This window comes from Pseudomonas sp. Tri1 (genome assembly GCF_017968885.1).
In the GTDB taxonomy this organism is placed as follows: Bacteria; Pseudomonadota; Gammaproteobacteria; order Pseudomonadales; family Pseudomonadaceae; genus Aquipseudomonas.
In genome coordinates, this window is sequence record NZ_CP072913.1 from 1679278 (window position 1) to 1705128 (window position 25851).

The window sequence follows — 25851 nt, forward strand, 5'->3', positions numbered from 1 at the left end:
GTAGCCCGATTGAACGCTTTAGCGAGATCGGGCTTTTTTTTTGGGAAATAGAATAACGCTGCCTTAGACTGAGCGGCCTCCTAAGTCCAGAGGGCAGGAAAAATGTGCGGGTCGCAGACTCACTTGGATTTGGCCAAGTCTCGCGGCGCCTGCTGTGGTAATTTATGCGCGCAATTGCAGTAGGGAGGCTGTGATATGTTCAAAGTCAAACGCAAGACCTGGGCTTTATTCCTGGTCTACCTCATCGGGGCCGGTGGCTACATCTACTACCTCTATGTCGAGACGCAAAGCGTCCTTACTGACAATATTAATAACAAGTTGCTGCATGCCGCGCTGGGCGCTTCGGCTATTCTCGGCGACCGTTACCACGACAACCTGGTCGATAAACAATCCAAATCGCCAGAGCAAGATTGGGACACCATTCAACGGCTCTCCAGCTTCAACGAGTCCATGGGCACCGCGTTTGTCTATAGCGTGATCAAACGGGGCGCAGAAGCGTATCTCGTCAGTTCCAGCGCATCGCAGAAAGAAATTCAAGAGAAGAATTTCGTGCGCTTTTTCGATCCTTATCCCGATGCCAGCCAGGCTTTACTCGACAGTTTTGAGCGCACCAAGCCAACCTGGATCGACTATTCGGATCATTGGGGTGATTTTCGCGCAGTCTTTGTCCCACTAAAATCGCACGACGGTACGGTGTATGTTGTCGGCGCGGAAATTACTTTGGCGGACTACTACCAACAACTTAATCATGACTCTCTGTACCATATCATCCTTGCCATCCTGGTCTTTCTCGCTTTCATCCTTTTACGCATGCGTGCTCATCTCCAGCAACTGCGAGTCAACGAACACGTATTGAATCAGGCAAAAAATGCCGCCGAAGACGCTGATCGTTCAAAAACCAGATTCCTGGCCACCATGAGTCATGAAATCCGCACCCCCATGTACGGTGTCATTGGCGCCACCGAGTTGCTGGCCCGCTCCGCGCTGGATCCCGAACAACGTCGCCTTCTCACAACGATTCATTCCAGTGGCCGGACCCTGCTGTCTCTTATTGATAACATCCTCGATCTGGCAAAAATCGAAGCGGGCAAACTTGAATTGAAACCGCGTGTTTTCGAAGTGAGAGTTCTGGTTTCATCCTGCATGGAAATGATCCGGCAAAGTATTCAGGACAAACCCATCGTCCTGGACGCCCAGTTCTCCCCGGACGTACCGCCTTTGGTCAAAACCGATATTGATTGCCTTCGCCAGATATTGATCAACTTGCTGGGCAACGCGGTCAAATTTACCGAAGCCGGAAAAGTATCCCTCCTGGTCACCACCAGCGGTCACGGTCCTCAAGCGCGCCTCGACTTCGCCATACGCGATACTGGCATCGGTATCCCCATGGAGCGGCAAGACAACCTGTTCAAGCCTTTCGCCCAGTTCAAAGGGGCGGCTAGCCAACGCTTCACTGGGAGTGGGCTGGGTCTTTCTATCTGTAAGAACCTGCTTGAGGCGCAGCAGGGGACTTTATCTTTCACCAGCGAGCCTGGTGTTGGCTCGACATTCTCCTTTTCTCTCCCCCTGGCGCTTTTTTCCGTCTCGGAAATACCCCTCAGGGATGATCATGCAACGGTTGGCTTCGACTCGTCGTTTGCCGAGGATTATCCGCTCGATATCCTGCTGGTGGAGAACCATCCGGTGAGCCAGAAAGTGGCGATGGCGATGCTACAAGAGTTGGGTTATGCCCCCGACCTTGCGTCTGATGGCCTGGAAGCGGTCAATCGTTGCATGACGTCGATGCCAGAGATCATTTTGATGGATATCAACATGCCCGTCATGGATGGAATGGAGGCCGTGCGCAAAATCCGTGAATTACCACGGGGCGATACTTGCTACATCGTTGCTTTCACCGCGAGCGCCTTTTCGAGCGAGATAGAGCGTTTCAGGGCCGCCGGTGCCGATGACATCTTAACCAAACCGGCAAACTTCCAGGCTTTGACCCGAGTACTCCAGCGCGCCGCCAACTACCGGCAACTGCGCCAGGCCAGCCCTTCGATCGTGGATGAAATTCCAAGTTAATGGGATATCCGTGGGAGCGAGCTTGCCCGCGATTGCGGTATGTGAGCCGCCATCTCTTATCGACTTGTCGCACCGCCATCGCGGGTAAGCTCGCTCCCCCCGTTCAAAACCGCTATCTTCGCCGCCATTCGAGATGAGGGGCGTATGGGCTATCTACTTTTTGTGACGCTGATCCAGGCGTTTTCCTTCAGCCTGATCGGCGAATACCTGGCCGGGCATGTGGACAGTTATTTCGCGGTGCTGGTGCGGGTTGTGCTGGCGGGGCTGGTGTTCATTCCGCTGACGCGCTGGCGCCAGGTGGAGCCATCGTTCATGCGCGGCATGCTGTTGATCGGCGCCTTGCAGTTTGGCGTGACCTACGTCTGCCTGTACTTGAGCTTCCGGGTGCTGACTGTGCCCGAGGTGTTGCTCTTCACCATCCTCACGCCACTGCACGTGACCTTGATCGAAGACACGCTGAACCGTCGCTTCAACCCCTGGGCACTGATCGCGGCACTGGTGGCCGTGGCTGGCGCGGCGGTGATTCGCTATGACCGGATCAACCCGGATTTCTTCATGGGCTTTTTGCTGCTGCAACTGGCCAACTTCACCTACGCGGCCGGGCAGGTGCTATACAAACACCTGGTGGCTCGTCACCCGAGCGACCTGCCGCACTATCGACGGTTCGGCTACTTCTACCTCGGCGCGCTGGCGGTGGCGTTGCCGGCCTTCCTGCTGTTCGGCAAGGCAGACTTCTGGCCCGAAGCCCCGCTGCAATGGGGCGTGCTGGTGTTCCTTGGCCTGGTCTCTACTGCGCTGGGACTGTATTGGTGGAACAAAGGCGCCTGCCTGGTCAGCGGCGGGACGCTGGCAGTGATGAACAACCTGCACGTGCCGGTGGGGCTGCTGTTGAACCTGCTGATCTGGAACCAGCACGAGGAGTTGGGGCGGTTGCTGCTGGGCGGGTCGGTGATAGTGGCGGCGGTGTGGATCAGTCGGTTGGGTATACGGCAACTCCATACTGCACACTGACCCCTGTGGGAGCGAGCTTGCTCGCGATAGCGGTGTGTCAGAAACATAGAGGCTGACTGATTCGCCGCTATCGCGAGCAAGCTCGCTCCCACAGGGGGTCTGTGGTGGACTCAAACCACCTGCTTCTGCGGATCTGGCAGGTGGCTCGCCCCCAGCACCGCCGGCAGCAACCCCGAGCGCAGATCCATGCCGCTGGGCTGCTGGTACAGGTTCAACCCGAATTCCGGCATCACCGCCAGCAGGTAATCGAAAATATCCCCTTGGATACGCTCGTAGTCGGTCCACGCCGTCGTGCGGGTGAAGCAGTAGATTTCCAGCGGGATGCCTTGGGCCGTGGTCTGCAGCTGACGGACCATGCACGTCATGTTCGGCTGGATCTCCGGGTGGCTTTTCAAATAGGCCAGGGCGTAGGCACGGAAGGTGCCGAGGTTGGTCATGCGCCGACGGTTGGCCGACATCGCCGCGACGTTGCCCTGGGCTTCGTTCCAGGCCTTGAGCTCGGCCTGTTTACGGCCGATGTAGTCGGTCAGCAGGCGCACCTGGGTCAGGCGCTGTTCTTCCTCGTCGTGCAGAAAGCGCACGCCGCTGGCGTCGATGAACAGGCTGCGCTTGATCCGTCGCCCACCGGATTGCTGCATGCCGCGCCAGTTCTTGAACGACTCGGACATCAGGCGCCAGGTCGGGATCGAGACGATGGTCTTGTCGAAATTCTGTACCTTGACCGTGTGCAGCGTGATATCCACCACGTCTCCATCGGCGCCGACCTGGGGCATCTCGATCCAATCGCCGACCCGCAACATGTCGTTGCTGGTCAGTTGGACGCTGGCGACGAACGACAGCAGCGTGTCCTTGTAGACCAACAGGATTACTGCCGACATCGCACCCAGGCCCGACAGCAGCAACAGTGGCGAGCGGTCGATCAGGGTGGCAACGATGATGATCGCGCCAAATACATACAGCACCATCTTCGTCAGTTGCACGTAGCCTTTGATCGAGCGGGTACGTGCATGCTCGGTGCGAGCGTAGACGTCCAGCAGGGCGCTGAGCAGGGCACTGAGGGCCAGCACCATGAACAAAATGGTGAAAGCCAGGGCGACATTGCCCAGGAAAATCAGGCTGGTCTTGCTCAGTTCCGGCACCAGGTGCAGGCCGAACTGGATGATCAGTGACGGCGTCATCTGGGCCAGGCGATGGAAGACTTTGTTCTGGCGCAGGTCGTTGATCCAATGCAGGGCCGGTTGGCGACCCAGCAATTTGGCGGCGTGCAAAATCAGGTAGCGCGCCACGCGGCCAAGCACCAGGGCAATAACCAGCAGCAACATCAGGGCGAGGCTGGAATGCAGGAGCGGGTGCCGGTCAAGGGCACCCCAGAGGTCTTGGAGGTTGACCCAGAGTTGTTTGATGTCCATGGACGAAACGGTTCTTCTATAGAGACGCGATGGGGCGATTAGAGCATTTAAGACTGTCCAAGTGACCGTTGAAGGGCTATTGGCGGCAAAAAAAAGCCACTGATTGTCGGCGTTTGTATAAAGAAACTCGGCCTTCGCGCTCGAAACCGTTACCCTATGCAGCTGTTTTTTTGCATTTCTTCGAGGTAGCACCCGTGTTTTCCCAATTCGCCCTGCACGAACGCCTGCTCAAAGCCGTGGCCGAGCTTAAATTTGTCGAGCCAACGCCGGTGCAGGCAGCGGCTATTCCGCTCGCGCTCCAGGGGCGTGACCTGCGGGTGACGGCGCAGACCGGCAGCGGCAAGACCGCTGCGTTCGTGTTGCCGATCCTCAACCGCCTGATCGGCCCGGCCAAGGTTCGCGTCAGCATCAAGACCCTGATCCTGCTGCCGACCCGTGAACTGGCCCAGCAGACCTTGAAGGAAGTGGAGCGTTTCTCGCAGTTCACCTTCATCAAGTCCGGCCTGATCACCGGTGGCGAAGACTTCAAGGTCCAGGCCGCCATGCTGCGCAAAGTGCCAGACATTCTGATCGGTACGCCGGGGCGGATGATCGAGCAATTGAACGCCGGCAACCTCGACCTGAAGGAAGTCGAAGTGCTGGTGCTCGATGAAGCCGACCGCATGCTGGACATGGGTTTTGCCGAAGACGTCCAGCGCCTGGTGGACGAATGCACCAACCGCCAGCAAACCATGCTGTTCTCCGCCACCACCGGCGGTTCGGGCCTGCGGGAAATGATCGCCAAGGTGCTGAACAACCCCGAGCACTTGCAGCTCAACGCGGTCAGCCAACTGAACGCCACCACTCGCCAGCAGATCATCACCGCCGACCACAACCAGCACAAAGAACAGATCGTGAACTGGTTGCTGGCCAACGAGACCTACCAGAAAGCCATCGTCTTCACCAACACCCGGGCCATGGCCGACCGTATCTATGGGCGTCTTGTCGCCCAGGAATACAAGGCGTTCGTGCTGCATGGCGATAAAGACCAGAAAGACCGCAAGCTGGCCATCGACCGCCTCAAGCAGGGCGGCGTGAAAATCCTCGTGGCCACCGACGTCGCCGCCCGCGGCCTGGACGTGGACGGCCTGGACCTGGTCATCAACTTTGACATGCCCCGCAGCGGCGACGAATACGTGCACCGCATCGGTCGTACCGGCCGCGCCGGTAACGACGGCTTGGCGATCTCGCTGATCTGCCACGGCGACTGGAACCTGATGTCGAGCATCGAGCGCTACCTCAAGCAGAGCTTCGAGCGCCGCACCATCAAGGAAGTCAAAGGCACCTACGGCGGACCGAAAAAGGTCAAGGCCTCGGGCAAGGCCGTCGGTGTGAAGAAGAAAAAAGTCGACGCCAAGGGCGACAAAAAGAAAACCGGCGCCAAGGCTCCAACCAAACGCAAAATCGCCAACCGCCCGAAGACCGACGCCCTGTCGCTGGTCAGCAAGGACGGCATGGCCCCGCTCAAGCGCCGCAAGCCAGAGGCGCCTGCGGCTGAGTGAGTTGGCGCTAGCGCTTGATAAAAAACCGGACCTTGGGTCCGGTTTTTTTATGGGTGAAACTCAAGCTTCAGTTCGACGCAGAACCCTGTGGTGAGGGGATAAATCCCCTCACCACAAAAGCTGGCTACGTTCGAAAACCCGGGGAGTCACCCAGCTTTCTTTTCTGCGTTCTTCAATTCTTCCAGACGCTTATCAATCAACTGGCACTTGTCCGGCAAGTCTTTGCTGGCGGTTTTCAGGTCCATGTTCTGCAACTCGTCGTTGATCTCCTTGGCCTTGGCCGGGTTCTGCTCGGTGAGTTTGCTCACTTCCTGGGCCAGTAGCTCTCGCTTGGCGGTGGCTTCCTCGGGGGTGCAGGCCCAGGCGGGCAGGGCGCAGGTAAGGGTGGCGGCCAGGGTGAGTTTCAAGAGGGTTTTCATGGCAGGGCCTCATATTCCTTGTTGGGCAGGTAATGGGTTGAGGCCGTTGTTGGGTGGAAAGTTCATTAGCCGCCATGTTGGCTGCCGCTTGGCAGGTTTCCCATTACTGCGTAGGCCCAACCATGAACGGGTGTCTTTTTTCAGAACTTTCCTAGCCGATATTAAACCGTCGTCTACCATGGAGAAAGGCGACTGGTAGCCCTATGCCTGCAACGCTGGGTCGCTCCTTCATACAGGATGTAAGTGCTTTATTAGCTAGGAGGCTAACAATATGTCTGTCGCAATGCAGTCAATGACTTCCAGATCATCCAGTCAATGGAACAACTATGCCTGTCAGGACGTATCCACGGCCTGTGGTAGCCGTTAATTCAAAGGAATGAAACCTATGAATCTTAGAACGATATTCAGTTCACTGATGTTGTGTCTGTGTGGTTTATTTGCGCTCTCATCAGCCTATGCGGAGAGTTTGATCATCGCCACACCCCAACAAGGTGTGGGAATAAAAGTCGATCTCTTTGACAACCCCGGCGCCTCAAACGGTATACCTTCCTCGACGGGCCAGGTTGGGTTCGGCCTCCCAGCGGGATTTATACCCGCGGTGCAGTCGTTCAAGGGGAAAATCTATATGTTCTGGTCCAATAATTATGAATCAGAGTATATCTATTCTTCCCATTCGACAGATGGGAAAAACTGGTCCTCTGCTAAACCTATCCCAGTGAATGGCTACAGGTGGGGGGGTGATATTTCAGTGACTGTATTTAAGCAGAAGCTGGTGCTGACCTTTGCCGATTCCCATCAGCGCCTGCAGACCACCAGCTCTGTAGATGGCGTCAGTTGGACCGATATTCAAACTATCAATACCAGTCCTATGGCCGGCGTTAACAGCCCAGTTATATATAACGGTCAATTATTCATTTTTTATCACAAGGGCGACGGTAATGCTAAAGCTGTTTATTACGTCACTTCGAATGATGGTCTTCTGTTCAGCCGGGAGACTCCAGCGTTCCAGGAAAGCGCAGCCACACCTCTGACCAAAGTGGTACCTGTCGTCTATAAGGGTAAAATATGGGTCTATTACACGCTGGAAAATCGCCTCATGTACGCACGCACCTACGACCGTGGCGGCCAATGGGGAGAGAGGCAAGAACTGAAAGGCATAAGCAGTAAACTTTTCCTGAACAGTGCAACGATGATCAACGATCGTGTGTTTGTCAGCAACTATACAAAAACTTTTTACTCAAGCGATGGGCTTAACTGGAGTCCGTATTTCGCCGCGAGTGGGCCTGATAACTTTTCCTCGGTAGTGGGCGTTTCCTACGGCATTACCGAAAACGATCTAACCGTACGCAACCCGCAACTACCGTCGGACCTGGCCACAGGCCTCAGCCATACCGACTATGCCACTTTCGCCTGGCGGAGCTTTTTCGCACTGAACAATACGGCCAAGGCACCGTTGCCGGCCAACCGTGGCGTCGGTAACCCTGCCAGCAGCTTTGCGGATTCGGGCAAGGTGCCACAATCTCCAAGCCCCTTGTTGTGGCAAACCTTCGCCCACCGCACCGAGTTGTTTCCAGCGGGACCAGAAAAAAACACCGCAGGTGGTCCGACGCGCCCGTTTGGTTCTGACCCGCAATACAGCTATATCAAATTTCCCAAGGGTATTCGTTTGGCGCCAGGCGCCACCTTTAACCATTACAACAACCTGGATGAAGCAACCCAAATAGGACAAAACGCTATTTTCTTCCCGGTCAATCCGCCAAATGTGGCGAAGAAAGGGAGCGATTATGCCCCTTCAAACGACAGCCAGATCCTGTTCGAGGCCAAGGCGAACCCCGTTGTCTACGAGTATGCGAAAGGCCTGAGCAGCTTCCCGGATACTCATGTAGTACTGCCCGACGGCGCGGTGGAGGTCAAGGCGACATGGCGCAAGCTGGCAGACATCCCGGTACAGAATCGTGGGCGCTACCATACGGCGACGGTGGTGACTTATAAGGGCCTCGACAGTGACCCTGTGGCGCAAAACGAAGACTACGCACTGGTCGCCTTGCATATCATCCATAAGACGCCCAACTACCCGACCTTCATCTTCGCCACGTTCGAGCACGAGGACGCCCTGACGCTGGCCGACGGTAAATCACCAACCGGGCTCTACTACATCGCCAACTACAACAAGATTGATTATCCCGGCTTCGCTATAAACAATCCCCCGACCGCCACCTTCTCTGACGGCAACAAGACCTACACGGTTTCCCTGCCGAAGGCGGGCGATGTCGCAAACGCAGCCCTTATTCCGCCGGTCTACTCCGGCCGTAACGGGATCCCCGAAGGGCAGGCCGGCCCGATCCGGGTCGTGCAACCGCTCACCATGCATTCCGAAGTTGCAGCGGTGAACAATCAGGTCAAGCAGCTGATGGACGGCAGCAGCGAATTCAATAATTCGGTCTGGAAGCACTATCAGCTCAAAGGGGTGCAGGCCATCCCGTCGAGCACTCAAACCGACCCGGATTATTACCTGGCCAATATCATGGTCGAAAGCAGCCAGCCGGGAATCCAGCTGTTTCGCGGGAGCAACGTATTCCCCATCCCGAATAACAACACCCTGACCAATGCGCGCAACCAACCGAACATCAAGGTGCCGGATTATGATCACAGCACTCAAAGCCTGACCATGGGCGGTTGCATGGGGTGTCACGGCATCGCCCAGAGCTCGCTCAAACAAGGTTTCAGTTTCCTGTTCGATGCCATCAATCCCACGCTCAGCAAAGGTGTCACCGGCTTTGCGGGCCCAGAGACCGTAGGTTTACCTGATCCGCGGACCTCGAAGGCACGGGCCCTGAAATATTCGTTTGGTCCTCGGAATACGGAGGCAGTCGAGGAGGCAAACAAGTAGTCGTAAACCTCTTCGAAGCAGGAAAACCCCGCTTTCTGAGGCGGGCGCCATAGCCCTTTCGATAAAAACCGGACCTTGAGTCCGGTTTTTTTATGGGATGGACGAGGGCTACAGCTGAAGCGCGAAACCGTGGACGAGTGCTGCTGGTACGTTTTGTAGGAGGTTTACAGATATGCCTCGGGACCTTTCGTACCTCCGTACCGGAGCGATCTGATTTCAGACGAATGGTTCCAGCAATAGCCTCAAAGCCAAATCCATTTAGTTGACGTCAAAATGATGGCTAACTAATATCGCGCCACTATTTTGATGGCGCTTTCTCTCGAGGGATCGAACATGTCCTCACCTGCCTTTTGGGCGAGGTTGTGCGTGGCTTTGCTGTGCGTTTCTCCACTCACCCAGGCTCACGCCGCCCCCACCCCTGGCGACACGGACCTGATCCGCGAGCGCCAGAACCGTTTGCTCGAAGAGCAGCGTCGGCGTCTGGAGGAGCTCAAGGACCTGCCTGGCAGGGAGGCGAAGCCGAGCCTGCCGACAGCACCTGTCGATACCCGTTGCTTCCCCATCAAGACCGTCGAACTCAAGGGCGCTGACAGTCTTTCCGCCAGTGAGCGTGAGCACCTGCTCAGGCCCTACATTGGCCAATGCCTGGGTGTGCCGCAGCTCAACGAACTGCTCAAAGTCATTACCGACCACTACATCGAAAAGGGGCTGGTCACCAGTCGTGCTTATTTACCGCAGCAGGATTTGTCCGGCGGGCATTTGAGCGTATTGGTGGTGGAAGGGCGGCTCGAAGGCCTGAAGGGGGCCGAGAACAGTAAGTTGTCGGACCTCGAGTTGGCGATGGCCTTTCCTGGCAAGACCGGCGACCTGGTCAACCTGCGGGAGATCGAGCAGATGGTCGATCAGCTCAATCGCCTGCCGTCGAATCAGGCCAAGATGGAGCTGACTCCCGGGCAGAATGTCGGCGGCAGTGAAGTCCGTGTGACTAATGATCCACAAAAGCCCTGGCGTGCCGGACTGTCGCGCAGCAACGACGGCCAGCGCAGCACGGGCGAGCAACAGTGGGGTACCAGTTTCGAATGGGATAGCCCGCTGGGCCTGGCCGACCAGTTGATGTTGCGCGGTGGTCACGACGCGATGACCGACCACCAGCACACCTCCCGCAACGCCATGCTTTATTACAACCTGCCATTTGGCTGGTGGAACGTCAGTTACACCTACAGCCAGAGCGAGTACCGCTCGCAGATCCCGGCCAACGGTTTCAACTTCAAGCAGACCGGCGACAGCCAGAACCATCAGTTGCGGGTCGAGCGGGTGATCCACCGCGACGCCCTGAGCAAGACTTCCCTCAACACCGGCCTGGCGTACCTGCGCACCAACAACTTCATCGAAGACAGCAAGCTGGCAGTGAGCAGCAATCGCCTCAGCGAAGCGCAGTTCGGCATCAACCATGGCCGGCGCATCGGCAATGCCTTCGTCAACCTGGACCTGGGCCTGCAGCAAGGCATCGGTGCCTTCGATGCCCAGGGTGACAACGATCCGGGGCCCGGCCAGGCCGATGCCCGTTACCGCAAATACACCGCCACCCTCAGCTACCTGCAACCGTTCCAGGTGTGGGGCGAATCGTTCAGCTTCAGCAGCCTGATGACCGGCCAACGCAGCGAGGACGTGTTGTTCAGTCCGCAGCGCATGAGCCTGGGTGGTCAATCGTCGATTCGCGGCTACAAGGACCAATCGCTGTCCGGCGACAGCGGTGGCTACTGGCGCAACGACCTGCGCTGGAGCCGCCCGGTGACCCTGGAGTGGCTACGCCCGGTGTTCACCGAATACGGCAGCAGCCTCGGCTATGACCAGGGCGTGATTCGTGGTGATCGCTACAACGGCGACCAGCATGGGCGCATGTCGAGCAACTCGCTGGAGCTGTTCGCCCGCAGCCAACACCTGAACGCCAGCGTCACCTTCGCCCACTCCCTGGAACGTCCGGATGCCCTGACCGAGCGCGAAGCGCCGATCTACTTCCGCGTGGATGTACTCCTTTAAACAAATTCTGCTGCAACGAGACCTGAACATGGACGATCGCCAATACACTTTCCTGGCCCGCCAACCCTCTGCTGCCCTGCAACCCCGCGAGCAGTTCTGGGGCATGCCCAAGCGCGGCCTGGCATTCCTGTTGGCCAACGTCATGTTCTGGCAACCGATGTGGGCCCAGGCCGACGGCATCGTGGTCAGTGCACCGGGCACCGGCCTCGACCGGGCGGGCAACGGCGTGCCCATCGTCAATATCGCCAAACCCAATGGCAACGGTCTTTCCCATAACCAGTTCAAGGACTACAACGTCGGCAGCAACGGCGTGATCCTCAACAACGCCACCGCCCGCACCCAGTCCACGCAACTGGGCGGGATCATCCTCGGTAACCCGAACCTCAATGGCGCGGCCGCCACCACCATCCTCAACGAAGTCAACGGCGGTAACCCCAGCCAGCTGCGCGGCTACACCGAAGTGGCGGGGCAGTCGGCCCACGTTATCGTCGCCAACCCTTACGGTATTACCTGCAACGGCTGCGGCTTTATCAACAGCCCGAAGGTGACCCTGAGCACCGGCAAACCGGTGGTGGAAAACGGCCAACTGAACCGCTACCAAGTGGACCAAGGCCGCGTCGCCATCGAAGGCGCAGGCCTCAACGCCAACAACGTCGACCACTTCGAAATCATCACCCGCAGCGCCAAGATCAACGCCGAGATCCAGGCGAAAAACCTGACCATCGTGGCTGGGCGCAACGACGTCAACGCCGACACCCTCAACGCCACCGCCCGCGCCGACGACGGCAGTGCCAAACCACAACTGGCCATCGACTCCTCGGCCCTGGGCGGCATGTACGCAGGCGCCATCAAACTGGTGGGCACCGAGGCCGGCGTCGGGGTGAAGCTGGACGGCAAACTGATTGCCAGTGGTGGTGATATCCAGCTCGATGCCAATGGTCACTTGAGCATGGTTGATACCTCGGCCAGCGGCGCGGTCGATGTCAAAGCAGTGAGCCTCGATGCCCAAGGACCGGTCTATGCCGGCACGACCTTGAGCGCCCAGACCCAGGGCAATCTGACTAACCAGCAAACCCTCGCGGCGCGGGACAGCATTACCCTGAATGCGGGTGGGCAGTTGAGCAACAACGGCATCATCGAAGCCGGGGTCAAGGCTGATAACACCCGTAACGCAACCGGTGATGTGAGCCTGACGGCGCAGAACCTCGGTAACAGCGGCAGCGTTATTGCCAGCCGCAACCTGACGGCCAATGTTGCACAGACGTTGAGCAACCAGGGCGGGACCTTGAGCGCTGGACAAACCGGCACGGTAAAAGCCGCGACCCTGGACAATCAGAGCAAGGGACGGGTGTTGAGCAGCGGCACCCTGGATGTCACCGCCGATAAGCTCATCAACGCTCAGGGCCTGGTCAGCAGCAATGGCAACCTCACGGCCAATGTCGGGCAACTGAACAACAGCAGCGGCGAACTCAACAGCTTGAGTAACGTTAAGTTGCGCGTTGCGTCTTTGGATAACGTGGCGGGTTTGGTCGCGGCGGGGCAGATGCTCGATATCAACGCCAGTGGTCAGGTGAACAATCGAGGCGGGCGAATTGTTACCCAGCGAGACTTGCAGCTCAGTGCGGGTGCGCTAGATAACAGCCAGCAAGGCAAAGTGCTCAGTGCTGGCGCGCTCACTGCCCAGATCGCCGGGCAATTGCTGAACCAGGCCGGGCTCTTCAATTCAGGCGGCAATTTGCTGCTGACCAGCGCAACGTTGGATAACCGCAACGGTGAAATCTCCAGCCTCGGCAACCTGACGGCAAGCGCCAGCCAGGCGGATAACAGCGGCAATGGCCGCATCCTGGCCAACGGCGACATCACGCTGTCACTCGAGCGCCTCGACAACCGGCAAAAAGGTGTGATTGCCGGGCAGCGCGATGTGCAGCTCAATGCCGGACAATTGGATAACGGCGACGCGGGCAGTGTGTATGCCAAGCGCAACCTCAACCTGGCCGTGGTCAATCAACTGAATAACACCCAAGGCACGCTGCGCGGGGACGGCACACTCACTGCGCGGGCCGCAAGCCTGGGCAACAATGGCGGCAGTATTTCCAGCATCGGCGGATTGACCGTCACCAGCGCCGCGGCTCTATCCAACCAGGGCGGTAGCCTGCTCACCGACGCTGGGCTGACCTTGACCAGCGGCAGTCTCGACAACAGCCAGCAGGGTCGTATCGCTGGCGATGGTGTGGTGCTCAAGACGGGGGCCTTTGCCAACCAGCAAGGTGGCCAACTGAGCAGTACCGGCACGCTCCAGCTCACGGCGAGCCAGGTAGACAACAGCGGCGCCGGCCGCATCGCCAGCGCTATGGCGTTGACCGCGTCGGTCACCGGCCTCGATCAGCATGCCGGCGGCCGGTTCTTCAGCAGCAGCGATGTCAGCCTGGACCTGAATAACGGTCAGTTGAACAACCAGGGCGGTTTGATCACGGCACCGGGTCAACTGCTGCTGAAAAACCTCAACACCGTCGGCAACCAGGGCGGTGAAATCTCCAGTGCCAAGGCCTTCACCGTGGCCGCGAAAAGTTTCGACAATAGCGACGGAAAACTGGTCAGCGATCAAGCGTTGACCGTGCGCATCGATCGGGCGCTGACCAACGTCAGGGGTTTGATCTCCGCCAACGGTATTGACCTGCGCGCGGCTCAGTTGGACAACACCGACGCCAGCCTCAGCAGCGATGCTGACTTGACCCTGCAACTGAGCGGGGCGCTGCTCAACGGCAATGGCGAGTTGTCCAGCGCCGGTAACAGCACCATCAGCGCCATGACCCTGGGCAATGGCGGCGGCCAGATCACCGCCGATCAACGCCTGAACCTGACCATCAGCGGCAGCCTGGATAACCAGGCCGGCACGCTGGGGGCCGGACAAGGCTTGAGCGTCAGGGCCGCGAGCCTGGACAACCGTCAGGCAGGCAGCCTGGTGACGGACGGCAACCTCGACGTCAGCCTCGACGGGCTACTGAATAATCAGGGCGGCGGCAGTCTGTTGGCCAAGGGCTTGATGAACGTGCAAGGCCTGAGCCTGGACAACCGCGGAGGTCGTCTCTCGGGGCAGAATCTGCTGACGTTGCGCACGACCACGACGGACAACCGTGGCGGTGTCATTCGCGCCGACAAGGACCTGCAACTTTTCATCGATCAGATGGATAACCGCCAGCAAGGTTTGCTCACCAGCAAGGCCGGCATCGGTTTCACCGGTCAACGTCTGGATAACCAGGGCGGCTTGCTTAGCGCCGTGGGGTTGGTGCAGTTGCAAGCCGGTGTCGTGCTCAATAACGCCGGACGTATTGCCAGCCAAAGTGACCTGGTCGCCAACGTTGATGCGCTGGCCCAGCGGGGCGGCGAACTGGTCGCCCAAGGCACGCTCACATTGACCGGTGACTCGCTGGATAACAGCCAGGGTGGTTTGGTCGGGGCGACAAAAGCGCTGAAACTCAATGTCGGTAGCATCGACAACCGTGCGGGCGAAATCTCCAGTCAGGTCGATGTCACTCTCACTGGCGACCAACTGAACAACAGTGACGGCGGCAAGATGCTGGCGGGCACCGCGCTGGGACTCAAAGTTGCGCGCCTGATCAATCAGAACAAGGGCCTGCTGTTTGGCACCACCCTCAACCTGACCGGCGCGCGTCTGGACAATGGTGGGGGCACGCTCGCCAGCAAAAATGACCTGCTGCTCAAACTGACGGCCGATTTGGATAACCGCGACGGTCTGCTCAGCAGCGAAGGAACCCTGACTCTAGATGCCGACAGCCTGAACAACGCCAAGGGCAGCCTGTCCAGCGCGGCCGCGCTGAAGGTGACCGCCGCTGGGGCGCTGAATAATCGGGGAGGCTCGATCAATACCGACGCGGGTCTGACCCTCAACAGCGCCACCCTCGATAATCAGAACGGCGGGGTGCTGTTCGGCAAGGGCGCAACGCGGGTCACCACCGGCGCCTTCGACAACAGTCACGGCGGTCGCCTGACCAGTGCCAACACCTTGGACTTGACCGCAACCCAAGTGACCAACCAGGACGCCGGGCGTATTGCCAGCGCCATGGCCCTGACTGCCTCGGTCACGGGCCTCGACCAGCAGGGTGGCGAGCTGTTCAGTAACACGGCATTGAGCCTGGATCTGAATCACGGCCAGTTGAACAACCAACGCGGCCTGATCAATGCCCCCGGCGCGCTGTTGCTGAAAAATCTCGACGGCGTCGTCAACCAGAATGGCGAAATTTCCAGTGCCCAGGCCTTTACTATTGATGCCCGGACACTCGATAACAGCGGCGGCAAGCTGCTCAGCGATCAGGCCCTGACGTTACGCGTGACGCAGGCGATGAGCAACGTCAAGGGCATCATTTCCGCCGCTGCGCTGAATGCCCGCAGCGCCAGTCTGGACAACACCAGCGGCTTGATCAGCAGTCGCGATGCACTGAACCTGGAAGTCGACAACGGTTTCACCAACCATCAGGGCACCGTGGTCGCCGACGGCAATCTACTGCTCAATGCCGCCACGGCGGACAACAGCCAGGGTCAGATCGCCGGTAAAAAAGCCGTAACCGCGACCGTTGGCAGCTTGCAGCAGCAAGGCGGGCAATTGATCGCGCAAGGCAAGCTGAGCCTGGTCGGCAATAGCTTGGACAACCGCGCCAATGGCCTGGTCGGTGCGACCGGCGCACTGGACATCAAAGTCGGCTACGTCGACAACCGTGGCGGTGAACTGTCCAGCCAAGGCGCCTTGAGCCTGGTGGGCAAACAGCTGGACAACAGCGACAGCGGGCAAATCCTCGGCCAGGACACACTGGCGCTGAAGGTCGATCAAATCATCAACCGCAACAAAGGCCTGCTCTCGGGCAAGGCCGGTTTGAGCGTGATCGGCACTGGATTGGATAACACCTCCGGCGCCGTGCTCAGCGCGCAGGGCATCGATGTCAACCTCAGCGCTACGCTGGACAACAGCCTGGGTCTGTTCAGCAGCGAAGGCTCACTCGGCATTCGCGCGGGTAGCCTGATCAACACGGCGGGCAGCCTGTCCAGCGCCGGCACCTTGAGCGTGAACAGCGTTGGGGCGATCAGCAACCGGGGTGGGCAACTGATCACCGATGCCGACCTGGACCTGCATAGCGCCAGCCTCGATAACCAACAACAGGGCCGCATTAGTGGCAAGGGGGCCACGAGCGTCACCACCGGCCAGTTCGACAACAGCCATGGCGGACAACTGAACAGCGCCAGCACCTTGAATCTCGACGCGGGCAAGGTCATCAACCAGGACAACGGCCGGATCGGCAGTACCGGTGCCTTGACCGCCAATGTCACAGGCCTGGATCAGCAGGGCGGTCGCTTGTTCAGCGGTACCCGCCTGAACCTGGACCTGCACAACGGCCAGTTGAACAATCGCAATGGCCTGATCAATGCGCCGATCCTGGTGCTGAAAAACCTCACGGAAGTCATCAACCAGGACGGTGAAATTTCCAGTGCCCAAGCCTTCACCCTGACAGCGGACAAACTCGACAACAGCAACGGCAAGGTGCTGGGCAACCAGGGCATTACGCTGCGCATCGCCCAGGCACTGAACAACGTCAAGGGCCTGATTGCCGCTGCCAGCCTGGATGTCGAAGCCGGCACCCTGGATAACAGCGCCGGCATCCTGAACAGCCGTGGCGATCTATTGCTCAAGGTCGACGGTGTGTTGACCAACAAGAGCGATGGCCTGATCAATGCGGCGCAGGCGCTCGACATCCGCTCCGCCGATCTCGACAACCAGGGCGGCCAGGTGCTCGCCGTCACTGATCTGACGCTCAATGCGACAGCCCTGGACAATAGCGGTAAGGGGCTGATCAACAGTCAGGGTACGTTGGGCCTGACCGCCAAGAGCCTGGACTCCAGCAACGGCGGCGAGGTGTCGGCCAAAGGCGATATCGGCCTGAACCTGAGTGCATTGACCCAGAACGGCGGACGCCTGCTCGGCAATGCCGGCATCTCGCTTGACCTGAGCGGTGGTGACCTGAACAACAGCAACGGTTTGCTGACTGCCAAAGGACCGCTGACCATCAGCCGGTTACGCGACCTCAATAACCGCAGCGGTGAAATCTCCAGCAGCCAGAGCTTCACCCTGGCCGGACGCACCCTCGACAACACCGGCGGCAAGCTGATCAGCAGTCACTTGCTCAGCCTAAACGCCACCAACCTGCTCAACCAGAACGGCTTGATCTCCGGTTGGCAGGGGCTGGACGTCAGCGGCACCAGTCTCGACAACCGTAACAACGGTACGCTCTCCAGCCGCGATGGAGACGTCGGCGTCACCCTCAGCGGGGCACTGCTCAACAGTGGTGCCGGTGCGCTGGCCGGCCAGAAAAAACTCACCGTCAGCGCCGCCAGCCTGGACAACAGCAGCGGCGGGATTCTGTCCAGCGGCAGCGATCAGACCCTGACCGTCACCGGCGGTCTGCTGAACAACGCCCAAGGCGGCTTGATCGACAGCGGCACGATTCTGGTCATGAAGGCCATGACCCTGGGCAACGCCGGCGGCACCGTCAACGCACAAAAAGCCCTGAGCTACACCGGCACCTCCCTGGACAACAGCGGCGGCAACCTGATCGGCAATGCCGCCGTGACCCTGGACCTGCTCGGCGCCCTGACCAACACCAACGGCAAGATCGCCAGCGTTGGCCCGCTGCGGGTCGAACGGGCTACGCAAATCAATAACCAGGGCGGCCAGATCGCTAGCCAGGGCTTGTTGACCTTGCTCACCGATGGCCTGGACAACCGCAATCGCGGCACCGTAGCGGCCAATGATTTGTTGGTCTTGAACACCTCCGGCGCAGTCCAGAACGACGCCGATGGCCTGATCTACAGCCAGAACAGCGGCGTGCAAATCGACTCGGCCAGCCTTACCAACGGCAAGGGGGTGGTGCAAAGCCAAGGGGATTTGAAACTCACCGTCGATGCGGACATCGATAACCAGAGCGGTCGAATCCAAGCCAAGGGCGGCGATGTGACCGTAACGGGTCGCCATTTCGATAACCGTGGCGGCGTGCTCGCCAGCCTGCAAGGCTTGCTCTCCACGCAACTGACCGGCGTGCTGAAAAACGGCTACGACCTCAATAACAACCGCCAAGGCGGCATCACCCAGGCTCAGCGCCTGGACCTGACCGCACGGGGTGGAATCGACAACTACGGCGGACGCATTTCCGCACAAAGCGGCGATGCCATCGTCGTCACCCGCAACTTCGACAACCGCAACGGCGGCCTGTACGCCAAGGGCAAGGTCAATGTCACCGGTAACGACTTTGATAACAGTGGCGACAACGATGGTCAGATTGCCGGCAGCCAGATCGACCTGGACCTGACCGGCGCGCTGAATAACCGCCTGGGCATTATTGAGAGTGACAGCACCTTGGCGATCAAGGCGGCGAGCCTCGACAACCAGACCGGGCAGTTGCGTGCGTTGGGTAGCGCTGGCAAGACCAACTTCCAGATTGGTGGGTTGTTCGATAACCGCAACGGCACCCTGGAAACCGCCAACAGCGACCTGACCCTGGGCGCCGCCAGCTTCCTCAACACCGGCGGTAGTCTGCTGCACGTGGGTACTGGCACCTTCGACATCACCACTGCGAACCTCATCGGCGCCGGCGGCACCCTGGTCACCCGTGGCGGCCTGACCATCGGCACCGATAGCTGGACCAATAGTGGCGTGATCCAGGCCGGTCGGCTGACCGTCAACGTCAACAACTTCACCCAGACCGCCAGCGGCCAGTTGCTGGCCTCCGACAGTTTCAGCGGGAGTGGTGTCAACTGGTTCAACGAAGGTCTGGTCGCCAGTAACGGCAGCCTCAACGTAGGTCTGAGCGGTGCCTACTGGGGCGCCGGTCGCCTCAGCAGCCAGGGGACCTTCGGCCTGAGTGCCGCGCAGGTCAGCCTTAACAACATCAATTCCAGCATCGCCGGCGGTGGCAATACCACCGTCAATGTCAGCGGCCAGTTGGACAATATTGGTCGGCTGACCTCGGCCGCGAACCTGACGGTTAATGCCGGCGGGGTCAACAACCTGGGGACGTTGGGCAGCGGTCAGGCGCTGACCGTCACCACCGGTGCGTTGGTGAACAATCAAGGGTTGATCTTCAGCGGCGGTGACATGGGCTTGCGGGTCAACACGCTGAACAACCTCAGCGCCAACATCTACAGCCTGGGCAACCTCAGCGTTGACCGTAACGGCCAGGGCGCGCTGGCGAGCAGTATCGTCAACAGCTCGAGCTCGATTCAAAGCGACGGCAGCATTAGCCTTGCCGCTAGCACCATCCAGAACATCCGCACGCTACTGACCACTGGCAGCAGCGGTATCTATACGGCAAAAATCTACGAAATTGCCTGTATCGAGGGATACAACGCCGGGGACTGCAGCGGTAAGCGGAACCACGTCTGGGAGCTGTTGCAGCGCGAGAAAACCGAAGTCACCGCGGCCAGCGCCGCCTCCAGCATCACGGCGGGCGGCAATCTGACGCTAAACGGCGGCAATTTGCTGAACCAGAGCAGCACCATCGCCAGCGGTGGCAACCTGACCGCATCGCTGGGTAATCTGACCAACAGCGGTATTGAGACCGGCGAAACGGAAAGCACGCGGGTGTTCCTTTCCGAGCGAGTGAGCAATGCCGGCGCTTGGTACAACGCTGCCGACAATTTCACCAACCAATTCTGGTTCGAAAGCGCCGGCTACAACGTTAATAACCTCAGCGGCCTGGAAGCCGGTCTCGCCAGTTTCATCGGCATGACCGAATCCGAACTGGCCCTGGGCAAAACCACCAAGCTCGCCGGCGGCGACCAAAGCTATGCAGCTGTGATCCAGGCCGGTGGCGCCGTCAATATCAACACCCAGAACAACATCGACAACAGCGTCGTGCGTCCCGGCTACACCTACGTCGGCAGTGGCCCGCGTACTGGCACAGGTGCGGCGGGCAGCCAATACTCCACGCGTATCACCCTGAACCAGCAACTGCCGCCCAACCTGGCTCAGCAGCAGGTCAACCCGGTCGCGTTACCTGGCTTCAGCTTACCCAGCGGCCAGAACGGCCTGTTCCGCCTGAGTGGTCAGGGCAGCAGTGGCACCCAGGTCACTCAGGCCAACGTAGCTGCGCCAAGCTGGACTTTCACCGGCGCCAGCGTTGCCCAGACTCAACGCAACCAGAGCGTGCCCGACGTCCAGGCCCGGGACATCCAACTGGGCACTGGTCCCCAGGTTTCGGCGGCCAGCCGTCAAGTGATCGCCGACGTCCGCCCAACTACGGGTATCGACGGCAACGCCTCGACCGTCAGCGTCAGCGCACCCGTCGACGCGGGCGCCAACGGCATCAGCGTACCGGGGCATACCCCGGACGCTGCTGGTGCCACCGTTGTTGGCGGCGTGAGCGGCTCGAACCTCGCAGGACAACCTACCGTGGTTGGCCTACTGCCCGCTTCTTCGGGCACTACCAACCCGTCGACCGTCGTCACACAAATGACCGCGCCAGGCAGCCAGACCATCGCACGGGTTCAAGGCCTGCCGAGCAACGCCAGCCAGTCCAAACCCCAGAAATACCTGATCGAAACCAACCCGGTGCTCACCGACCTCAGGCAATTCATGAGTTCGGACTACCTGCTGAAAAACCTCGGCTACGACCCCGACACCAGCGCCAAGCGTCTGGGCGATGGTTTGTACGAGCAGACGCTGATCCAGCAAGCCGTGGTCGCCCGCACCGGCCAACGCTTCATCGACGGCCAGACCTCCAACGAGGACATGTTCAGGTACCTGATGAACAACGCCGTCGTCAGCAAGAACGAACTCAACCTCAGCGTCGGCGTATCCCTCACCTCTGAACAAGTCGCGGCCCTGACCCACGACATCGTCTGGATGGAAAACGTCGAGGTCAACGGCGAGCAAGTCCTGGTGCCGGTGCTGTACCTGGCTAACGCCAACAACCGTCTGGCCGCCAATGGCGCGCTGATCCAGGGCAGCGACGTGACCCTGATCGCCGGCAAGGACTTGAACAACGCCGGCACCCTGCGCGCCAGCAACAACCTGTCCGCGACGGCCACCAATGACCTGGTCAACAGCGGTCTGGTCGAAGCGAGCAACCGTCTCGATCTGCTGGCGGGCAACAACCTTGTCAACAAGGCCGGTGGCGTCATCGCCGGGCGCGACGTGACGCTCACCGCGACGAAGGGTGATGTGATCAACGAGCGCACCGTGACCACCCACGAAAGCGACAGCGGCTACCGCAGCGAACGCACTGACTTCATCGACAGCGCCGCCCGCATCGAAGCCGCCAACAACCTGACCCTCAGCGCCGGGCGTGACATCAACAACGTCGGCGGTGTGTTGAAAAGCGGTGCCGACACCACCCTCAACGCCACCCGCGACATCAATCTCACCTCGGCCGAACGCATTGCCAGTGGCACTCGCGGCGCGCATCGCGACGAAGACATCAAGCAATACGGCTCCAGTTTGGACATAGGCCGTGACCTGACGGCGAAGGCTGGGCGTGATCTGACAGCGGTTGCCAGCCAGATCGATGCCAAGCGTGACGTCAGCATGAGCGCTATCGGGGATTTGACCCTGGCGTCGGCGGCTGATGAACAGCACATGTATGGCAAGAGCAAGAAGGTTACGGCTCAGGAAGATCACGTGAGCCAGGTTTCCACCAGCGTAACGGCGGGTGGAAATGTGGCGCTGAGTGCCGGGAAGGATTTGGGGCTGATTGCCAGTCGGGTGAGTGCTGGGGATGAGGCTTACCTGGTGGCTGGCGCGAACCTGATGCTGCAATCGGCTGAGGATTCGGATTACAGCTTCTATAGCAAGACCAAGAAGTCTTCTTCCGGGAAGAAATTCCGTCTCGACGAAACAAGCTCTGTTACCAACGTTGCCAGCTCGGTCACCTCCGGGGGCAATAACGTGCTGACCGCCGGCAACGATCTGTTGATCAAAGGCAGCAACGTCACTTCCGAAAAAGGCAGTGTCGGCCTGGGAGCTGGCAATGATGTGGAAATTGTTGCCGTTACCGACTCCGAGAACGCTCGCCACGAACGCAGCAAGAGCAAAAGCAGTTGGGGCGGTTTGAAGTCGAGCAAGGTCAAGGATCAGTTGGCCGAAACTCAGACAACCGCTGTAGGCAGCCTGATCTCGGGCGACACCATCGCCGTCAGCGCCAAACGCGATGCTACCGTCACCGGCTCGGCATTGGTCAGCACCAACGACTTGGCTGTACGCGCGGGACGTGACCTGACCATCGACGCGGCAGAGAACACTTTCTCCCGTACCCAAATGCACAAGGAGAAGAATCGGGACCTGACGGGCGTATTGACGGGCAACAACCTAGGCCTCGACGACATCACTGGCAACCAGCATCTGTCGATCAGTAACCAGAAACACAACGGCACGGCATCACAAACCACTCTGACCGGCAGCACCATCGGCTCCAGCAAAGGCAATGTCAGTCTTGTTGCCGGCGGGGACCTCAATGTCATCGCCAGCGATCTGGTCAGCACCAAGGACATGAGCCTTCGCGGCTCGAACGTCACCATCGCTGCGGGCATGGAAACAGCGGCGCAAAGCACCGTCGATAAATCCAACAGCTTGGCCGTGGGACGCGTCGTCGGTGGTGCGATCATCGACACGGTCAACACCATTCGCTCGTCGGTCGAAGCCGCGAAGGACGCCGATGACCCTCGGCTCAAAGCCGTGAAACTGGCCCAGGCGGCGCTGGCGGCCTACAACCTCGGCGGGATGGCATCGGACGCCAATGATCAGAAAACCGGCTTCGCCGACAAGCAGGGCGGCACCGCCAGTAATGGTTCGTTGATCAAAATTGGCACCGAGCTGGCTAATACCCACAGCAAAAGTACCAGCGACTACGCCAGCCAAACCGCCAAGCAGAGCACGCTCAACGCAGGCACCACTTTATCCATCATTGCCAATGGCAACGCGGCGCAAAACGATGGTGATTTACATGTCATCGGCAGCAGCATCAAAGCGGCCAACACGTCGTTGCTTGCCAGCAACGACATCATTCTGGAAAGTGCGCAGAACACCGCTGACTGGTCCAACCGCAACAGCAACAACAAAACCGTTATCGGTGCCAGCTTCAACATCGGCCAGCAAAACGGCTTCACCCTGGACCTCGGTGCCCAGCTTGCAAAAGGCATGGGTAACGGCAGTTCCGTCACGCAGGTCAACACGACGGTCGATACCGGTTCGCTGCTGTTGCGTAGCGGCGGCGACACCACGCTGGCGGGTGCTCAGGTTCATGCTGATGAAATCAACGCGCTGATCGACGGCAACCTCAACATCATTTCCCGTCAGGACACCCAGGACCAGAAAAGCAAGCAAAGCAGCGGCGGTTTCGGCGCAAGCATTTGCGTTCCACCGTTCTGCTACGGCACGACCGTAGCGGCCTCAGCCAACTTGGCTGCCGGCAAGATGAATAGCGAATACAAAGGCGTCACCGAGCAAACCGGCCTGTTCGCAGGTACCGGTGGCTACACCGTTGATGTCGGTAAGACCACTACCCTTGAAGGCGGTGTGATTGCCAGCGACGCCTCGGCGGATAAAAACACGCTGATCACCGACCGACTCATCGCGCGCGACATCAAGAACGTCAGTGAAATCGAGGCTCAGTCCGCAGGTATCAGCATCTCGGGCAGTTACGGTGGTGCTGGGGCGAGCGCCTCGGTGGGTGGTTTGTACGGCATTGCTCTAAGCGAATCCGACAAGAGCCACACACGTAGTGCAGTGAGTGAAGGCACGATCATAGTCCGCAACTCGGAGGGTGCTCAGGATACTGTCGGCTTGAATCGCGATACGAAGAATGCAAACGAGCATCTGGATAAGCCTGACGAAGACGCAATGAATGAGCGCATCGAGCTGGTGAAGAGCTCGGTAGAGTTGGTAAAAGGGATTAGCAGTGCCGTTGCCGCCGCAAAAATCAAGGAGGCTCAAAATTCGGACAGTGAGGCATACAAGGTTGCACGGGAGAAGCTGAACGATAGTGGTGTGGTTAATCCAACTCCAGAGCAAATCAGCCAACAGGTTCAGCGCGATTTCGGCACTGGCAGCAGTTTCCAGAAGGCCAGCCAGGCGGTTGCCGGAATCGTCCAGGGCATCCTTACCGGAGACATTGGAGCTGCCGTGGGAGGCGGGGCGGCGCCTTATCTGGCTCAAGCCGTTAAACAGCTGACAGAAGGAGACGACGCAGCCAACCTGATGGCGCATGCCTTACTGGGTGCCGTTCTGGCAAAAGCGCAAGGAGGTTCGGCGCTGGCCGGTGCTGCGGGGGCTACTGCTGGTGAGCTGATAGCTAGCCAGCTCTACCCGGGCAAGTCCAGCGATCAACTGACCGAAGCGGAAAAACAAACAGTCGCGGCGCTATCGACTTTGGCTGGTGGGTTATCTGGTGCGCTTGCTGGAGGCGACGCGTTTAACGCTGCGCTTGGAGCTGGCACGGCTAAAAATGCTGTTGAAAACAATCATCTGAGCGATATAGAAAGGCTTTCGCTAACGGCGATGCAGAGAGAGTACCAGGCGTCGTGCCAAGGCTCTACGTCGAGCGATTGTCAAGGATTGTCCAAAGACATCGCGGATCTTATGACCAAGGGCTTTAGCGTTCTCAAGGATGAACGGATTGCAGAGGATGGAGATTTCACGCGTGCCTTTATTTTCACAACCAACCCTGGCGATGTAGTTTCCTGCGCTACCTCACCAAATGGCTATTGTGTCGCCACTGACCAGTCGATCATAACGGATCAAGGTGAGGAGTGGGTTCTGCAACCTGCTTCGTTTGAACAAGCGACAGGAGGAAAGGCAAGGAATGAGTTGAATGAGGCGGCTGTAAAGGCTCAGCTTCAGGGGCTTTCCAATGAACTGTTCACGGCTGGTTGTGGTGGGGCTAGCCCGGCGGGTGTAGGGTGCTCCTTTTATATGTTCGCAGGAGGCTCGAATCCCGTTACGGGGGAAACGGCTACAAGTAGCGAGCGGGTGGTATGGGGTATACAGGGCCTATTGAGTGCGTGGGGGGTGTTAGGTTCTGTTTACACTGGTGGAGTAAAGGCGACAGCCGACATTCCGTTAAAACTTGGCGAAACAAAAGTCATTAATGGTGTCAGTGAGATTCGTGTGGGAAGGTGGATGTCTCCTACCGAGTTGGCACAAATGAAGGATACGGGTAGAGTGGTCCAAGGTGGTGGAGGGCAAACCTTTATTTCTATTAATGGGGCTCTGGATTTTAAAGGCGCTGCGTCGAAGGGGGCAGTGTATGTTGAGTTTGATGTGCCAAGTAATTCTTTGTTGCAAGGTGGGAAAGAGGGTTGGCTTAAAATGATTGGTCCGGACGCAAGCAAGTCTCAACAGTTTCTGCTTAACAAACAAGGGGGGCAGCATCTTCCTGAAGTAAAAAATATCCTAATTAGAGATAGGAAGTAATGTGCTT

General features: G+C 58.8%; 7 protein-coding genes and 1 pseudogene. 6 read left to right on the plus strand and 2 right to left on the minus strand.

The genetic code is table 11. The features are described from left to right. Positions 1 to 195 precede the first annotated feature (195 nt). Positions 196 to 2064 (plus strand): ATP-binding protein, encoded by a 1869-nt coding sequence (locus J9870_RS07530; RefSeq protein ID WP_210643357.1) that lies wholly within the window; start codon positions 196 to 198, stop codon positions 2062 to 2064. A 144-nt stretch (positions 2065 to 2208) separates the two neighbouring features. Continuing rightward, complete coding sequence (locus tag J9870_RS07535; RefSeq protein WP_210643358.1) at positions 2209 to 3075, plus strand: carboxylate/amino acid/amine transporter; 867 nt, start codon at positions 2209 to 2211, stop codon at positions 3073 to 3075. Positions 3076 to 3195: 120 nt separating this feature from the next. Here J9870_RS07535 and J9870_RS07540 read toward each other — a convergent pair. Next, positions 3196 to 4484: pseudogene (locus J9870_RS07540) on the minus strand (mechanosensitive ion channel family protein); the annotation flags it as partial. Positions 4485 to 4678: 194 nt separating this feature from the next. Between J9870_RS07540 and J9870_RS07545 the strand changes: the two are divergent. Continuing rightward, positions 4679 to 6025: a DEAD/DEAH box helicase gene (locus tag J9870_RS07545; RefSeq protein WP_210643360.1), complete on the plus strand. Its 1347-nt coding sequence runs from the start codon at positions 4679 to 4681 to the stop codon at positions 6023 to 6025. A 146-nt stretch (positions 6026 to 6171) separates the two neighbouring features. Here the strand turns inward: J9870_RS07545 and J9870_RS07550 are convergent, their stop codons facing one another. Next, a complete protein-coding gene (locus J9870_RS07550; protein ID WP_210643361.1) occupies positions 6172 to 6444 on the minus strand; it encodes a hypothetical protein in 273 nt (90 codons plus the stop codon). A gap of 385 nt (positions 6445 to 6829) precedes the next feature. Between J9870_RS07550 and J9870_RS07555 the strand changes: the two genes are divergently transcribed. From J9870_RS07555 to J9870_RS07565, 3 genes are all read left to right on the plus strand, one after another. Next, positions 6830 to 9334 (plus strand): glycoside hydrolase, encoded by a 2505-nt coding sequence (locus J9870_RS07555; RefSeq protein WP_210643362.1) that lies wholly within the window; start codon positions 6830 to 6832, stop codon positions 9332 to 9334. A 333-nt stretch (positions 9335 to 9667) separates the two neighbouring features. Beyond that, on the plus strand, positions 9668 to 11374 hold the full coding sequence (locus J9870_RS07560) for a ShlB/FhaC/HecB family hemolysin secretion/activation protein (RefSeq protein ID WP_210643363.1): 1707 nt from the start codon (positions 9668 to 9670) through the stop codon (positions 11372 to 11374). A gap of 28 nt (positions 11375 to 11402) precedes the next feature. Beyond that, positions 11403 to 25844, plus strand: a complete 14442-nt coding sequence (locus J9870_RS07565; protein ID WP_210643364.1) for a hemagglutinin repeat-containing protein — start codon at positions 11403 to 11405, stop codon at positions 25842 to 25844. Positions 25845 to 25851 lie beyond the last annotated feature (7 nt).

What these genes read in the sequence shown, in the direction of transcription:
- J9870_RS07530 (WP_210643357.1), top strand. Translation starts at nt 196, where the DNA reads ATGTTCAAAGTCAAACGCAAGACCTGGGCTTTATTCCTGGTCTACCTC.
- J9870_RS07565 (WP_210643364.1), top strand. Translation starts at nt 11,403, where the DNA reads ATGGACGATCGCCAATACACTTTCCTGGCCCGCCAACCCTCTGCTGCC.
- J9870_RS07555 (WP_210643362.1), top strand. Translation starts at nt 6,830, where the DNA reads ATGAATCTTAGAACGATATTCAGTTCACTGATGTTGTGTCTGTGTGGT.
- J9870_RS07560 (WP_210643363.1), top strand. Translation starts at nt 9,668, where the DNA reads ATGTCCTCACCTGCCTTTTGGGCGAGGTTGTGCGTGGCTTTGCTGTGC.
- J9870_RS07550 (WP_210643361.1), bottom strand. Translation starts at nt 6,444, where the DNA reads ATGAAAACCCTCTTGAAACTCACCCTGGCCGCCACCCTTACCTGCGCC.
- J9870_RS07535 (WP_210643358.1), top strand. Translation starts at nt 2,209, where the DNA reads ATGGGCTATCTACTTTTTGTGACGCTGATCCAGGCGTTTTCCTTCAGC.